Origin of the sequence: Agromyces mariniharenae (genome assembly GCF_008122505.1) — a bacterium.
In the GTDB taxonomy this organism is placed as follows: domain Bacteria; phylum Actinomycetota; class Actinomycetes; order Actinomycetales; family Microbacteriaceae; genus Agromyces; species Agromyces mariniharenae.
Window position 1 is genome coordinate 1,142,461 of sequence record NZ_VSSB01000001.1, and the last position, 15,229, is coordinate 1,157,689.

Genomic DNA, 15,229 nt, shown 5'->3' on the forward strand with positions numbered 1-15,229 from the left:
GGGTTGGCGTCGAACGTACGGCCGGCGGCGGCAGCCCGCAACGGTTGGCGTCGCACGGTGTCATGCCGCGCAACATCCGGTAACGGAGCCGCCGCAGCGCGTCGTACTCGGTCGTCGAGGAGCGCCCGGCGAAGCCGGACGCGTATCGAGACGCAGCGATGTCCCCGAATCAGCCCCCGGCCTCCCCGGTCCGCGGCTCTTCGGGCTCCCCGAGCGACAGCATCAGCCGGTTCGCCCAGTTGAAGAACGCCGCCGAGTGGATCACGTCGGACACCGCCTGCTCGTCGAGCCCGGCGTCCCGCAGTGCCTCGAGGTGCTCGGACTCGAGCCGCGACGGCGTCGCCGCGAGGGCCACCGCGGCGTCGACGACGGCGCGCCACAGGGCGTCCTGCTCGGCGCCGACCCCGAGGTCGAGCAGCCGCTGCACGTCGTCGTGGCGCTTCGAGTGGTGCGTCGCGAACCGCGCGTGCACCGACGCGCAGAAGATGCAGCCGTTGAACCGGCTCGTCGCGGCGGCGGCGAGCTCCCGCTCGGCGCGACCGAGCCCGTCGGCGGCGTTGTAGAAGATGTCCTTGTCGGTGAGCGTGCGCGCCCGCAGGATGTCGGGGTCGCGCACGAGCAGCCGGAAGTAGTCGCTCTTCACGCGCGAGCGATCGACGAGACCGGCGTACTGGCGCTCGGTGAGCGTCGCCTCGTCGGCGGGCTCCAGCCAGGGCAGCCAGCCGAGCTCGTCCTGCGTGAAGGCGAGTGGCACGGATGCCCCGGGATGCTCGAGGATGCGCACGGGCGCGTCGCCCGCGCCATCCGTCGACGTGGTCGTGACGGCGTCGGTCGTGATGGTCGTCTCGGTCATGCGGCGTCCTTCGTGGTGAGCAGGCGGAGCCCGGCCGCGACCCGCAGCTGGAACGCGAGGAACGAGACGAGCTGGGAGAGGGTGACGATGCCGTCGGTCGACCAGCCGGCGTCGGCGAGCGTTGCGAGGGCGACGGCCGACGACTCACGCGGGCGGAAGACGAGCAGGTGCGCGTGTCCGAGCGCCGCGGCGAGGCGCTCGCCGAGCACGGCGCGTGCCGCGTCGTCGAGCGTGAGACGCGGGCCGGGCACGCTCTCCGCGGCGAGCGGCCCGTCGGCGGGGTACTCGCCGTATGGTCCTTCGGTGCGAGCGGCCGTCGCCGCGTCGGCCACGGCGTCGGCGAGTGCGTCGCCGCCCGCCGAGCGGGTGAGCGCGCCGTAGTGGGTGGCCGCCACCTCGTCGTCGTGCAGGATCGCGACGAACTGCGCGACCGATGCGCGCTCGGCGAGGCTCGCGTGCCGCTCGTCGGGATCGGTGAACAGGGCGTCGTAACTCGCCTGCGCGTTGTCGCGCGTGGCGGGGCGGTGGCGGCGCAGGGCGTCCACGCTCCCGCCGGGTCGTACGCCGGCGAGCCGGTCGATGATGTCGGTCATCGGGGTTCCTTTCTGTCTGGTTGGTGGGTCAGCGGGCGGATGCCTCGGCGAGCGCCCGGCTCCCCCAGCCGAGCGCCGGAGCGACCTCGTTCGCGATGAGCTCGATCGAGCGGAGCACGAGCTCGTGCGGCGGATCGACGGAGTGCACCTGGAACGCCACCTCGGTCGCCTCGGCCGCGGCGGAGTCGCGGGCGAGCGACTCGATCACCTCGACGGGGGTGCCGACGTGCGTGTCGTAGGTCGCGATGAGCTCGTCGAGCGTGTCGCCGATCGGCGGCTGCCCGGTGCGGGCGAACCCGACGGCGGCCCGCCGGAGTCCGAGCTCGGCCCAGCGGCGTGCCTCCTCGCGGGAGTCCGCGACGAACAGCGTGCGGGACGCGAGGATCCGCGGCGGTACGCCCGTCGGCAGTGCCTCGCGATAGGCGTCGATGATGGGCAGCTGCAGCTCCGAGAGCGTGCGGCGCGGGGCATCCGTCGGCCTCGGCTGGGTGCGGGAGAGCAGGAGCCCGTGACCCGCGCGCCCGGCCCGCGTGCCGCCGAACGACGAGAACGTCGCCTGCCAGACGCGGCCGAGCAGGTCGCGGCCCGGCGGCTGCAGGTGGTTGGCGGGGTCCCCGAGCTCCCCGCCCGCGAGTGCGGCGACGAGCGCGTCGACCTTCTCGCCGAACACGCGCCCACGGTCCTCGGAGCGCTCGCCGAACGCGACGAACGACGCGGGCGTGGAGCCCGAGCCGACCCCCAGCTCGACGCGGCCGCCCGAGAGCAGGTCGAGCACGACGGCGTCCTCGGCGACCCGCACCGGATCCTCGAGCGGCAGCGTCACGACGCCCGTGCCGAGCCGGATGCGGCTCGTCTGCGCCGCCGCGTGCGCGAGGAACACGAACGGCGACGGCAGCCCGCCCTCGGCCGCGTGGAAGTGATGCTGCGCCACCCACGCGGAGTCGAAGCCGTGCCGCTCGGCGTGCACGATCTGCTCGGTCGCGATGCGGTACCGCTCGGCCGCCGGAGCGTCGTCGAGGAGCCGGGTGAAGAATCCGATGCGCGTCATGCCGTGACCTTCCGTCGGGGAACCGCGTCGAGCAGCTCCCGGGTGTACTCGTGCTGGGGCGACCGGAACACCTGCTCGGTCGGCCCCGCCTCCACGACGCGGCCGCGACGCATCACCGACACGGAGTGGCTGATGCGGGCGACGACCGCGAGGTCGTGCGAGATGAAGAGGTAGCTGAGCCCGAGCTCCCCCTGCAGCTGCTCGAGCAGCTCGAGGATGCGGGCCTGCACCGTGACGTCGAGCGCGGAGACGGCCTCGTCGAGCACGACGAGCTCGGGCTCGAGCGCGAGCGCCCTGGCGATGGCGACCCGCTGGCGCTGACCGCCCGAGAGCTCGCGCGGCCGGTGCCCGGCCAGGTGCGCCGGCAGCGCGACCCGGTCGATGAGCCGCCGGGCGGTCTCAGCACGCGAGCGGCGGTCGCCGATCCCGAAGTTGCGCAGCGGCTCGGCCACGAGGTCGGCCACGGTGTGCCGCGGGTCCAGCGACGCGAACGGGTTCTGGTAGACGAGCTGCACGCGGCGGCGGAACTCGCGCCGAGCGGCGCCGCTCAGCGCCGTGACGTCGGTGTCGCCGAGGCGTACCGTCCCGGCATCCGGAGTGACGAACCGCGTGACGATGCGCGCCGTGGTCGTCTTGCCCGACCCCGATTCCCCGACGATCGCGTGCATCGTACCGCGCACGATGTTGAACGAGACGTCGTCGACGGCGCGGAACGGCTCGGCCCCGCGCCCGGTCGCGTACGTCTTCACGAGCCCGGATGCCTCGAGCACGAACGGGTTCTCGGCGGCCGCCACACTCGCGTCGCGCAGGTAGACGGGCGGGCGCGGATGACGGAACTCGGGCTCCTCGAGGCCGGTTGCGTCGGCCAGGAGCCGGCGGGTGTACGCCTCGCGCGGGTCGTCGAGGAGCGCCCCGGTGACCCCCTGCTCGACGATGCGGCCGTGCTGCATGACGACCACTCGCTCGGCGCGTTCGGCGGCGACGCCCAGGTCGTGCGTCACGAGCAGCACCGCGGTGCCGTGCTCCCGGCGCAGCTCGTCGATGAGATCGAGGATGCGGCGCTGCACGGTCACGTCGAGCGCGCTCGTCGGCTCGTCGGCGATCACGAGCTCGGGCTCGAGCGCGACCGCCGACGCGATGAGCACGCGCTGGCGCATGCCGCCCGAGAGCTCGTGCGGGTACTGGCGCGCCCGCAGCGCCGGATCGTCGATGCCGACGCGGTCGAGCAGCTCGAGCACGCGGCGACGCAGGTCGCGCCGATCGCCGCGTCGGTGGATGCGGAACGCCTCCCCGAGCTGCACGCCGATCGGGCGCACGGGATTCAGCGACGAGACCGGGTCCTGCGGGATGTAGCCGATGCGCACGCCGCGCACGGCCTGCAGGCGGCGGTCGCTCCACCCCGAGATGTCGGTGCCCGAGAGCCGGATGGCTCCGCCCTCGATCGTGCCGCCGGCCGGCAGCAGCCCGAGCACCGCGCTCGCGGTCGTGGTCTTGCCCGACCCCGACTCCCCCACGAGCGCGACGACCTGGCCGCGGGCGACGTCGAACGACACGTCGTGCACGACGCGGCTCGGGCCGGACGACGTGCGGTAGGCGACGTCGAGGTGCTCGATCTCCAGGAGCGCGGTCATCGGTTCCTCCCGAGGGCGTGGCTGATGCGGTTGGCGGCGAGCACGACGACGACCACGACGAGGCCGGGCAGCACGGTGAGCCACCAGGACGTCGCGACGTAGTTGCGCCCCTCGGCGATGAGCAGGCCCCACTCGGGCGTGGGCGGCGGAGCGCCGTAGCCGAGGAACCCGAGCGTCGAGATCGCGAGGATCGCGGTGCCGAACTGCAGCGCTGCGAGCGCGATCACCGCGGTGAGCGAGTTCGGCAGCACGTGCCGGAAGAGCACGGTGTGGATCCGCGCCCCCGAGCCGAAGGCGGCCTCGACGAAGTCGGCCTGGCGCACGCGCACGACCTCCGATCGGGAGAGCCTCGCGAACGCGGCGATCGAGCCGATGCCGACGGCGATCGCGGCGTTCACCGTGCCGAAGCCGAGCAGGATGATGATGCTCAGCGAGAGCAGCAGCGCCGGGATCGCGAGGAGCACGTCGACGACGCGACCGATCACGGCGTCGACCGCGCCGCCGAGCGACCCGGCGAGCACGCCGAGCAGCGTGCCGCCGACGAGTCCCACCGTGACGGCGACGAACGCGCCCGAGAGCGAGTGCACGGCGCCGTACACGACCCGCGCGTACAGGTCGCGGCCGATCGCGTCGGTGCCGAACGGATGCGCCGCGCTCGGCCCCTGCAGCTTCTCGGCGGGCACGCCGGCGAGCGGGTCGGCCGCGGTGAACAGCCACGGCACGATCGCCCACGCGACCGTGAGCACGATGACGGCCCACGCCAAGACCAGATCAGGCCGTCGGAGGGCACGACGAATCGTTCGTCGAGTAGCGCCCGCCGAAGGCGGACGCGTATCGAGACGCCCCGACCCGGCGCCGGAAGCCGCGTCTCGATACGCGTCGCCGCTCCGCGACGGCGCTACGCGACCACCGGTGGGAACCTCCTGTACCGGTGCGCTCATGCCGCCACCGCCTTCCGCTTCAGCCGGGGATCGAGCACCGGGTACACCAGGTCGACGACGAGGTTCACCGCCACGAACACGAGTGCGGCGAGCACGACGACGGCCTGGAGCACGGCGACGTCCTGGTTGCGCACGGCCTCCTCGGTGAGGCGGCCGATGCCGGCGCGTCCGAACACGGTCTCCGTCACGACCGCCCCGCCGATGAGCTCGCCGATCAGCACGCCCGCGATCGTGATCGTCGGCAGCACCGCGTTGCGCGCGACGTCCCGCCACAGCACCCGCGCCGGGCTCGCGCCCTTGGCGCGAACGACCGCGACGAACGGCGAGAGCTGCACCTCGTCGATCGAGCGCACGAGCACCTGCGCGAGCGGGGCCGAGATCGGGATCGCGAGCGTGAGCACCGGGAGGATGAGCCCCTGCACCGGGTCGGCGCCGATGACGGGTACGAGCCGGAGCTGGAACGAGAACACCTGGATGAGCACGATGCCGAGCCAGAACACGGGCACCGACACGAACAGGCCGGGCAGGCTGCGCAGGAACGAGCGGAGCCACGCGAACGGCGCGAGCGTCGAGAGCACGGCGAGCCCGACGGCGATGACGACGGCGACGAGGAAGCCGAACCCGGCGAGCGCGAGCGTGCCGGGAAGGGCCGCGCCGATGAGCTCGTGCACCGCCGTGCCGTACTGCACGGAGTAGCCGAAGTCGCCCACGACGAATCCGGTCAGGGTGTGGAGGAACTGCTCGATCACCGAGTTGTCGGCGCCGTACGCGGCCCGGATGTCGGCGATCTGGTCGGGGCTGAGTCCCAGCTCGGGGCTCTCGAACTTGATGAGGATCGCGTCGCCGGGCAGCGCCTGCAGCAGCACGAACGTCGCCGTGAACGCGACGGCGAGCACGATGAGCGCCTGGCCGGTGCGGCGGGCGAGGTACGCCATGGGGGTGCTCCTTCCTGAATCGGCATCCGGTGATCGAGTAGCGCCGCCGCAGGCGACGGCATCCGGTGATCGAGTAGCGCCGCCGCAGGCGACGCGTATCGAGATCCAGTCACCCGATCTCGATACGCGTCCGGCTCCGCCGGGCGCTACTCGATCAGCGAGGGGCTGCGACTACTGCTCGTCGACCCAGGTGTCGTAGAACAGCGGCCGCGCGACCGACTCCGTGCGGAATCCGTGCACGTACGTCGCCGCGCCGTAGACCTGCGGCTCCTCGAACAGCGGGATCACGTAGGCCTGCTCGGTGAGGTGGTCCTGCACGGCGGCCGAGGCCTCGTCGCGCTTCGCGGGGTCGGGCTCGGAGGCCACGGCCTCGAGCAGGCGGTCGAGCTCGGCGTCGTCCGAGAGCAGCGTGTTGCGGTTCTTCGTGTGGTACTGGCTCTTGATCACGTCGTTGTCGGCGCGTCCGACCATCGAGTGGTAGAGCGGGGTCTTCAGCGGGTCGAGGATGTCCTCGGCGTAGCTGCCCGAGTCGGCGGCCTTCACGGTGAGCTCGACGCCGATCTCCTTCAGCTGCTGCGCGACGAGCTCGAGCGTCTGCTTCGAGAGCGGCTGCGGCTTCGCCTCGTAGACCGTGAGCGACAGACGCTGCCCGTCCTGCTCGCGGATGCCGTCGGCGCCCACGGTCCAGCCGGCCTCGTCGAGGAGCTCGGCCGACAGCTCGGGGTCGTACTCGAGCCCCTCGGACTCATCCGTGTAGCCCTTCGCGGTGGCGGCGAGCTCCGACGTGGCGACCGGGTAGTTCTCGGTGAAGATCGTGTCGACGACCTCCTGCGCGTCGACGCCGTGCACGAGCGCCTGCCGCACGCGGAGGTCGCTGAGCAGCGGGTTCGTGAACCGCAGGCCGAGCGAGTTGTTGACGCCCCGGGTCGGCGCGGCGATCACCTCGAAGCCGGCTCCCTCGACCTGCGCCTCGTCGAACGCCTGCACGTAGCGGATGACGTCCGCCTGGCCCGCGAGCAGCGACCCGATGCGGACGCTGTCCTCGGGCGTCACGACGACGTCGATCGCGTCCAGGTACGCACGCCCCTGGTGCTCGAACGACGGCGGCGCCCAGTCGTAGTCCTCACGCGCTTCGAGGTGGAGCGAGGTGCCGATCTCCTCCCGGGTCGCGACGAACGCGCCGCTGCCGACGATCTCGGCGGCGTTGCCCGCGCCCCAGTCCTCGAGCTTGCGGTCGAGGGTGGCCGGCGAGACGAGGCCCGAGTTGATCGTCGAGGTGGCCTGCAGGAAGCCGGGAGCGGGCGCCGAGAACCGGAAGGTCACGGTGTCCGCGTCGACGACCTCGCTCGAGGCGTAGTTGTTGATCGCCTCCGAGATCGTGAGACCCAGCTCGGTGTTGCCGAGGCCGTAGGTGTCGAAGTTCTTCGCGACGGCGGCGGCGTCGAGGGGGGTGCCGTCGGAGAACGTCACGTCGTCGCGCAGGTCGAACGTGTACTCCGTGGCATCCGCGTTGACCGTCCACTCGGTGGCGACCCAGGGCTCGATCTCGAGCGAGTCGGGGTCCTGCCACGTGAGGCGGGCGGTGAGGTTGTTGACGAGTCCGCCGTTCGGGTAGAAGCCGGCCTGCGGCGGGTAGAGCGTGGTGTAGGCCTGGTGCTCGAGGTAGGTGAGCGTGCCGCCCTCGACGGGATCGCCGGCTGCGGCATCCGTCGACTGGGCCTGGCCGGCGCACGAGGCGAGCAGGGCCGCTGCGGCGAGCGCGGCCGTGCTCGCGAGGGCGAGGCGGGTGATGCGTGGCGTGGACATCTCGGTGATCATTTCCTTCGGTCGGGAACGGTGCAGGGCGGCCCCGGGTGGGGGTTGGTCGTCGAAGCTACGGATGCCGCGCGGAGCGCTCAACCGCCCGGCGACGCGAGCCGTCACGGCCGGTCACGGGCTGCAATCGCACGTCACCGTGGGCAACATGCACGTTGTCGGGACGGGGCAGCCCGAGGTGCTCGCGCAGGGTCGAGCCCTCGTACTCGGTCGGGAAGACGCCGCGTCGCTGCAGCTCGGGCACGACCCCGAGCGCGAACGCCTCGAACTGCGCGGGCTGCACCGCCGACAGCACGTTGAACCCGTCGACGGCGCCGGCCTCGGCCCACGTCTGGAACTCCTCGGCGATCTCGGCGGCCGTGCCGACGACCATCGACGCGTTGACGGATGCCGCGACGACGAGGTGCCGCAGGGTCGACGGCCGCTCCCCCGCCGGGCTGCGACCGGTGCGCTCCGCGACGATCTCGACGAGCTCCTGTCCGGCGGCGCTGAACTGCGCCACGAGCGACGGGGTCACGGCGCGGTCGGGCGAGAGCCCCGACACGTCGACGCCGAGGAGCACCGAGAGCTGCGCGAGCGAGCGGTTCGCGGGGAACGCCTCGGGCGGTCCGTCGGGCCAGTCCTCGGCGATCTGCAGCAGCTCGCTGAGCTCGTCGGCGATGGCCTGCGCATGCTCGCGCGTCTCACCGACGATCGGCAGCACCGGCGCGATCACCTTGAGCGTTCGGTCGTCGCGACCCGACTCGAACGCGAGCGCGCGCAGCTCCTCGCGGATGGCGATGCCGTGCTCGAGGCCCGACACCGCGACGAGGGCGAGGTCGGCGTTCTGCGCGGCGAACAGGCGCGAGCGCGGCGACGTGCCGGCGTGCACGATCGGGAGGTGTCCCTGCACCGGCCGGGCGACGTTGAGCGGCCCGGTCACGCTGAGATGCGCACCGTGGAAGTCGGTAGCGTGCAGGCGCGAGGGGTCGAGGTACACGCCCGACGCGGCATCCGCCACGATCGCGTCGTCCTCGAACGAGTCCCACAGGCGGCGCAGCACGAACTCGAACTCGACAGCTCGGTCGTAGCGCGTGTCGTTCGCCTGGTGGTGGTCGCGGCCGTGGTTGCCGGCGGCGCGCGGCTCGGCGCCCGTGACGAGGTTGAGGCCCGCACGCCCGCCCGAGAGCAGGTCGATCGACGCCGTGGCCCGCGCCAGCGTGTAGGGGTCGGCGTACGTCGTGTTGGCGGTGGCGATGAGCCCGATCCGGCTCGTGATGCCGGCCAGGTACGTGACCGCCGAGATCGGGTCGATGCGCGCGACGAGGTAGGGGTCGCGGAACTCCAGGTCGTGGCCGGTCGCGAGCCAGTCGCCGAAGAACAGGTAGTCGAGCCGGGCCGCCTCGGCGACCTCGGCCGCGCGTCGCAGCACCGCGGCGTCGCCGCGCGGGTCGCGGTGCGCGCCGGGGTGGCGCCAGCCTGAGGGGTACGCGCCGATCGCGCGGACCATGGCGCCGATGATGAGTCGAGTCATGTTAGGACCTCCGAGGGCCGACGCTAGAGAGGGCGAACGGATGCCGCGAGGGCACCCGTCACACGGTGGAACCGGGTGCCACACGCCGACACCGTGCGTCATCGGACGTCACCCCTGGGAGGGCACGGTTGCACGAGGGCGTCGGACGGTGCGTCGCGCATCGCCCCGCGCGACGACCGGCCTGAGGACGGAGGGGTCCGTTCGCGGCTCACCAGGTGGCGACGTACGCCGACACTGCGTCGGGCAGCGTGCCGCGCACGACGGGGAGGCCGCGGCTGACCGCCTGCTCGAGGCGCCCGCGCAGCGACTTCGACGCGATGCGGTAGTCGACGAAGTCGGCATCGGACGCGTACACGCCGATCGGCAGCGTCAGCGCTTGGAAGAACGAGAAGAGCGGACGGAACTGGTGCTCGATGATGAGCGCGTGGCGGTCGCTGCCGCCGGTCGCGGCCAACAGCACGGGCTTGTCGATGAGCGAATACTGGCCGACGAAGTCGAACACGTGCTTGAACAGTCCCGTGAAGCTCGCCCGGTACACCGGGCTGCCGACGATGAGCAGCGTCGCGGACTCGATACGCCGAAGCGCGTCCTCCGCCGGCGGGCTCAGCTCGTCCCGGCGCAGCGCACCGGAGAAGTCGCGGCCGATCCCGCCGAGCTCGATGAGATGCGTCTCCACGTCGATGCCGCCCGCGCGCAGGCCCTCGGCGAACTCGGCGAGGATCTCGCCGACGAGCACGGTGGTCTTGGACGGGCTGTGCAGGCTGCCCGAAACGGCGACGAGCGAGACGGAACGCGACATGGGCCGAGGCTAGGCAGGGCGATCGGACGCCGCGAGCCGGCGCCGTCACGCGACGGCACCCACCGTCACATGCGTCAACGCGGCGTCATCCGGCGACACCCACCGGCGCCGGGGCCGCCGTGCGGGCGCCGCGCGGACACACGCCGCCCGTCCCGGTGTCAAGCCGATCGTCACCGGCCGCGCGCTCGGTAGGATCGAGGCATCCCCCGCACGATTCCGTGCGATCCGTCGACCCCTGGAGGCCTTCCGTCCGTGACGAGTCCCGACCGCGATCGATCCACCGACCACCTCGACCACTCCGGGAATTCGTTCGCGCGACGCGGGCCGACCTCGCCGCAGGTGCGGCTGGCGGATGCCTCGGAGCTCGTGCTCGTGGCGTCCTCGCCGCGCACCGCGCGGTTCGATCGCGACGACCTCGTGCTGCGCAAGGGCCAATACGCGCTGCGCAACGGGCACATGACGCCGAAGGAGTCGATGGTCGAGGACCTGCTCGCGGTCGCTGATGCGCTCGACGCGGCCGGCATCGGGTACCTGCTCGTCCGCGGCAACGACGAGCGGCTCGTGATCGCGGTCGACCGGGCCGACCGCAAGGCCGTGGCCCGGGCGTTCGCCGGGGCGTTCGCGAACGAGCCGTTCTACGCCGCGACCATCGCGCCCGAGCGCATCGCCGACGCCGACCCGGTGCTGCTCGCCGACGGCACGCTGTCGGCGCACCGCAAGGCGAGCATCCTCCGCCTGTACCGACCGCGCGTCGAACCCGTCGGTCGCCTGCGCTACGGAAGCGCGACCGGAGTGCAGCTCGAGCTCTGGCGGTTCGGCGAGGACACCATCGAGGCGCCGGTGGAGAACGCGCTCATGCGCCGCACCATGCCGCGCTCGGAGGCGGTCGACGACACGGTGCACCTGCACGGGCGGGACTGGCCGACGCTCGAGCACATGTTCGCGCCGCTCGCGAGCGACGTCGACTTCGACATCGACATGGTGTTCTCCTGGGTCGACGGCTCGAGCGACGAGTTCATCCGCGAGCGGGCGAAGCGCATGCAGAGCTACGTGGTCGGCGAGGGCGACGACTCCGAGGCGCGATACCGCCAGATCGACGAGCTCAAGTACGCGCTGCGGTCGGTGCACCTGTTCGCCCCGTGGGTGCGGCGCATCTTCATCGCGACCGACTCCCCCGCCCCGAGCTGGCTGGCGCGGCATCCGAAGGTCACCATCGTGCGCAGCGAGCAGATGTTCGCCGACACGTCGGTGCTGCCGACGCACAACTCGCACGCCGTCGAGAGTCAGCTGCACCGCATCGAGGGGCTCACCGAGCACTTCCTGTACTCGAACGACGACATGTTCTTCGGCCGCCCCGTGTCACCCGACCTGTTCTTCTCGCCCGGCGGCATCACGAAGTTCGTCGAGGCCACCACCCGCATCGGGCTCGGCGACACCGACCCCGCCCGCAGCGGCTTCGAGAACGCCGCCCGCGTGAACCGCGCGTTGCTGCGCGAGCGCTTCGGCAAGGTCACGACCCGGCACCTCGAGCACTGCGCTGCGCCGCTGCGCAGGAGCGTCATGGCCGACCTCGAGGCGGCGTTCCCCGAGGACTTCCGACGCACCGCCGCCAGCCGGTTCCGCGCCGCGACCGACATCTCGGTCACGAACTCGCTGTACCACTACTTCGCGCTGCTCACGGGCCGCGCGGTCGTGCAGACCGACGCGCGCGTGAAGTACGTCGAGACGACGCTGAAGCGCGCGCTGCCCGCGATGCGGCGGCTGCTGAAGCGGCGCGACATGGACATGTTCTGCCTCAACGACGGCAGCTTCCCCGAGATCCCGGTCGAGGAGCGCACCGCGGCCGTCATCGACTTCCTCGAGCGCTACTTCCCGTTCCCGGCCCCCTGGGAGAAGCCGGCGGATGCCGCGCCCGACGTGCCGGAGCTCACGGCGTAGCCGCTCTCGCCCCCGCCCCCGCACGCCCGCGAGACTGCCGGAATCCCGTACGTACGCTGGAATCCCGTTCGAGCGGGACTCCCAGCGCGGGATCGGGATTCCGCCGCCGATCCGCCGCCGACCCGCCGCCGACTCGCCACGTCCGGAGCGCGGGCGACCCATCCTCCACACGGTCGCGTGGGCGCAGCGCGTGCACCACAGCGGTCCGTCGCGCGGCCTTGCGGCGTGCTGCGGGTCATGCTCCTGGGATGCCGCACGCGCTTCCACTCGATCAGCATGGCCTCGTCCGTGTCGCGGACGCACGAGCACGTGGAAGCCTCGGCGAATTGCGCGCCGCCGTCGCACGCGGGGAACTCGAATCCGTTCGGCGCGGCGTCTACCGCGCGACGCCGTCTGCGTCCGGGTCCGAAACCCTCGACCCCGGCGACCGGGCCGACCGCCTCGCCCATCTCTCGCGAGTCCACGCGGTCGCCCGGACGTTCCGCGATCCGGTGTTCACGAGCTACTCTGCCGCGGCGCTGCTCGACCTCCCGATCATCGGGGAATGGCCCGCCGAGGTCTACACCGTGTCACGAGGCGCGCACGGCCGACGCCGTGCCGGCGTGGTCGAGGTCGCGCAGACCAGCACCGTCGGCCTCACGGCCATCGACGGCTGCCTCGTGACCTCCGTCGAGTACACCCTGCTCCAACTCGCTCGTCACGCCCCGCTGGTCGCGGCGCTCACGGCGACGGATGCCGCGCTGCACGTCCCGCGCTTCGGCGGCGCTGCACCGCTGACCACGCTCGAACACCTCCGCTCGGAGCACGAGCGATTGAAGCCCTATCCGCGCAGTCGACGCGCGGACGCGGTGCTCGCTCGGACGACCTCCCTGTCCGAGACTCCCCTCGAGACCGGCAGCCGCCTGCTCATCGAAGAACTCGGATTCGCCGCACCGGAACTGCAGCACGAGCTCTGGTTGGCAGAACTCGGGAAGCGGGCGTTCCTCGACTTCTACTGGCCCGAGGTGGACGTCGGTGCCGAAGCAGATGGACGAGGGAAGTATCGCGGCGGCGGGTGGCTCGTGGGAACGACCGCGAGCGCCGTCCGCGCGGCGGCCGACGCGGTCATCGCCGAGAAGGATCGTGAGAACGCGATCCGGCGCCGGGTGTCCGGATTCGACCGATGGGACTGGAACGAGATGCTCGGCAAGCAACCGGTCGAAGCGCGCCTCGTCCGACTCGGCGTGCCTCGGGTCCGACGGCGGGTCATCCTCATCTGAAGCCGCGCGCCCCGCGAAGATCCCACTCGTGCAGCGGAATCCCGCTTGCGCAGTGGAATCCCGCACGAACGGGATTCCAGCGCACGAACGGGATTCCACCGCGATCGCGCGGGCGCGGCGGGAGCGCCGTCGCGCGGGCGCAGCGGGCGCGCCGTCGCGCGGGAGCGGCGTCGCGCGGGCGCGGCGTCGCGCGGGCGTGGCGTCGCGCAGGCACGGCGCCCTCGCGAGGTCAGCCCGCGAGCACCGGGATCGGCATGGTGAACGGGGGCTCCTTCGGGGCCGCGGGGGTCGCGGCATCCGCGATCACGATGCCGTCGGCGGCCAGGCGCCGGGCGCTCTCGGCGGCGTCGATCCAGTCGAGCGCGGGGAACGACCCGAGCGGCACGACCGAGTGCAGCACGGTCGACGGGTACACGTGCACGAGGTTGAACGCCCGGGCGCCGTCGCGGCCGCGCGTGCCGCCCACGGGCACGTTGAGGTCCTGCGTGTAGCAGCTCGCCGACGCGACCGACACGGGCACGCCCGCGAACGTCGCCGTCGACGAGTAATGCAGGTGACCGGCGATGATCGAGCGGATGTCGCTGCCCTCGACGACCTCCGCGAGGCCGGCCTGGTCGCGCAGCTCCACCGACACCGCGAGGTCGAGCACGCTCGGCACGGGCGGGTGGTGCATCGCGAGGATCGTGCCGTGCGGTGCCGGGATCGAGAGTTCCTCGGCGAGCCAGTCGAGCTGTTCGGGCGTCACCTCGCCGTGGTGGTGCCCGGGCACGGTCGAGTCGAGGGTGATGACCCGCAGCCCGTTCACGTCGTCGACGCGGTCGACCGGGCGGGAGCCGCCGACGTGGTCGTCGAGCAGGCCGCGGCGGAACGCCGTGCGGTCGTCGTGGTTGCCCATGACCCAGATCACCTGCGCGCCGATCCGCTCGGCCACGGGGTCGACGATGCGGCGCAGCCGATCGTACGCGTCGGATTCGCCGAGGTCGGCGAGATCGCCCGTGAACACGATCGCCTCGGGCCGGCCGCCGGATGCCTCGAACTCCTCGAAGAGCGCCAGCAGGTGCTGCTCGCTCGCGACCCGGTCATAGAGGCGGCCTCCGCCGGCGAGCAGGTGCGTGTCGCTGATGTGGAGGAGGAAATGGTCCGGCCGGGGGTACTCGGCCGTGCGAATGGTCACTGGGGGTTCCCATCGTTCGGTGGTGACGCGCAACGCTGGACGTCGCGCTCAACCTACCCGAACACCCGAATCTGAACGCGCCATGAACGGGGAGTGTGATGAAGCCGAAACCGTCCGACCCGGCCGCAGTCGCATCGGGCCGGACCGGTGTCAGGGCTTGACGGGCTTCTTCGTCTGGCCGGGGGCGTTCGGGTTGCCGCGCGTGTCGGAGGGCTCGGGCTCCGTCGACGGCTCGACGGGCTCCTCGACGGTCGACTCGTCGACCGTCGGATCGTCGCCGGCGCCCGGCTCGGGCACTGCGGTGGGTCCCGGCGTCGACGGGCCGAGGTGCTGCTGCGGCTTCGGGCTCGGCAGGATGGGCGCGTACGAGCCCGGCTCACCCGGCTCGGTCGACGTCGGCCGCACGCCCTCGACCACGTTGGCCACCTCGTCGTCGGGTGCCACGCCGCCGCGCGCGATGGAGATGAGCGCCACCGCGCCGCCGATCATGATGGCGGTGGCCGCGGTCGCGGAGATCACGAGCACGTGCAGTCGCCGCTCGAACAGCCACGCCGCCGCGGTCGCGACACGGGGTTCGACGGATGCCACGACGGGCGCTGCGACCGCTGCGACCTTCGCGCGCCAGCCGTCGCCCGCCACCGGCGCGGGACGCCGCGCGTGCCGTCCGCGAGGTCGGCGCATCGGCTCATCGGGTTGTTGCTGCCCGTCGGTCATGCGTCCACCTCCCCCT

13 protein-coding genes are annotated in these 15,229 nt (G+C 72.3%); 2 read left to right on the top strand and 11 right to left on the bottom strand.

From position 1 onward, the window contains the following. Positions 1 to 169 precede the first annotated feature (169 nt). The 9 genes from FYC51_RS05275 to msuE form a co-directional block, all read right to left on the bottom strand. Positions 170 to 853 (bottom strand): alkylhydroperoxidase domain protein, encoded by a 684-nt coding sequence (locus FYC51_RS05275; protein ID WP_148732587.1) that lies wholly within the window; start codon positions 851 to 853, stop codon positions 170 to 172. Beyond that, the gene (locus FYC51_RS05280; RefSeq protein WP_148732589.1) at positions 850 to 1,446 is read right to left on the bottom strand and encodes a CMD domain protein; all 597 of its coding nucleotides are present in this window, start codon (positions 1,444 to 1,446) and stop codon (positions 850 to 852) included. Before FYC51_RS05280 ends, FYC51_RS05275 begins: the two co-directional genes overlap by 4 nt. Positions 1,447 to 1,474: 28 nt before the next feature. After that, positions 1,475 to 2,494 carry a putative FMN-dependent luciferase-like monooxygenase gene (locus tag FYC51_RS05285; RefSeq protein ID WP_148732590.1) on the bottom strand — a complete coding sequence of 340 codons (1,020 nt, stop codon included), beginning with the start codon at positions 2,492 to 2,494 and terminating at the stop codon, positions 1,475 to 1,477. Continuing rightward, on the bottom strand, positions 2,491 to 4,125 hold the full coding sequence (locus FYC51_RS05290; RefSeq protein WP_148732591.1) for a dipeptide ABC transporter ATP-binding protein: 1,635 nt from the start codon (positions 4,123 to 4,125) through the stop codon (positions 2,491 to 2,493). Before FYC51_RS05290 ends, FYC51_RS05285 begins: the two co-directional genes overlap by 4 nt. Continuing rightward, a complete protein-coding gene (locus FYC51_RS05295; RefSeq protein ID WP_148732592.1) occupies positions 4,122 to 5,066 on the bottom strand; it encodes an ABC transporter permease in 945 nt (314 codons plus the stop codon). The genes FYC51_RS05290 and FYC51_RS05295 overlap by 4 nt, the downstream gene beginning before the upstream one ends. Beyond that, positions 5,063 to 6,001 (bottom strand): ABC transporter permease, encoded by a 939-nt coding sequence (locus FYC51_RS05300; RefSeq protein WP_148732593.1) that lies wholly within the window; start codon positions 5,999 to 6,001, stop codon positions 5,063 to 5,065. The genes FYC51_RS05295 and FYC51_RS05300 overlap by 4 nt, the downstream gene beginning before the upstream one ends. A gap of 171 nt (positions 6,002 to 6,172) precedes the next feature. Beyond that, the gene (locus FYC51_RS05305) at positions 6,173 to 7,807 is read right to left on the bottom strand and encodes a TIGR04028 family ABC transporter substrate-binding protein (RefSeq protein WP_148732594.1); all 1,635 of its coding nucleotides are present in this window, start codon (positions 7,805 to 7,807) and stop codon (positions 6,173 to 6,175) included. A gap of 67 nt (positions 7,808 to 7,874) precedes the next feature. Beyond that, the gene (locus FYC51_RS05310) at positions 7,875 to 9,329 is read right to left on the bottom strand and encodes an NtaA/DmoA family FMN-dependent monooxygenase (protein ID WP_148732595.1); all 1,455 of its coding nucleotides are present in this window, start codon (positions 9,327 to 9,329) and stop codon (positions 7,875 to 7,877) included. 208 nt (positions 9,330 to 9,537) lie between these two features. After that, on the bottom strand, positions 9,538 to 10,128 hold the full coding sequence (gene msuE, locus FYC51_RS05315) for an FMN reductase (protein ID WP_148732596.1): 591 nt from the start codon (positions 10,126 to 10,128) through the stop codon (positions 9,538 to 9,540). A gap of 366 nt (positions 10,129 to 10,494) precedes the next feature. On the opposite strand from msuE, the gene FYC51_RS05320 reads away from it, so the two are divergent. After that, positions 10,495 to 12,066 carry a stealth family protein gene (locus FYC51_RS05320; protein WP_238476343.1) on the top strand — a complete coding sequence of 524 codons (1,572 nt, stop codon included), beginning with the start codon at positions 10,495 to 10,497 and terminating at the stop codon, positions 12,064 to 12,066. Between the two features lie 491 nt (positions 12,067 to 12,557). Then, positions 12,558 to 13,325, top strand: a complete 768-nt coding sequence (locus FYC51_RS19140) for a hypothetical protein (RefSeq protein ID WP_187432504.1) — start codon at positions 12,558 to 12,560, stop codon at positions 13,323 to 13,325. A 229-nt stretch (positions 13,326 to 13,554) separates the two neighbouring features. Here the strand turns inward: FYC51_RS19140 and FYC51_RS05330 are convergent, their stop codons facing one another. Both FYC51_RS05330 and FYC51_RS05335 read right to left on the bottom strand, forming a co-directional pair. After that, positions 13,555 to 14,499 (bottom strand): phosphodiesterase, encoded by a 945-nt coding sequence (locus FYC51_RS05330; RefSeq protein WP_148732597.1) that lies wholly within the window; start codon positions 14,497 to 14,499, stop codon positions 13,555 to 13,557. 150 nt (positions 14,500 to 14,649) lie between these two features. Further along, positions 14,650 to 15,213, bottom strand: a complete 564-nt coding sequence (locus FYC51_RS05335) for a hypothetical protein (RefSeq protein WP_148732598.1) — start codon at positions 15,211 to 15,213, stop codon at positions 14,650 to 14,652. Positions 15,214 to 15,229 lie beyond the last annotated feature (16 nt).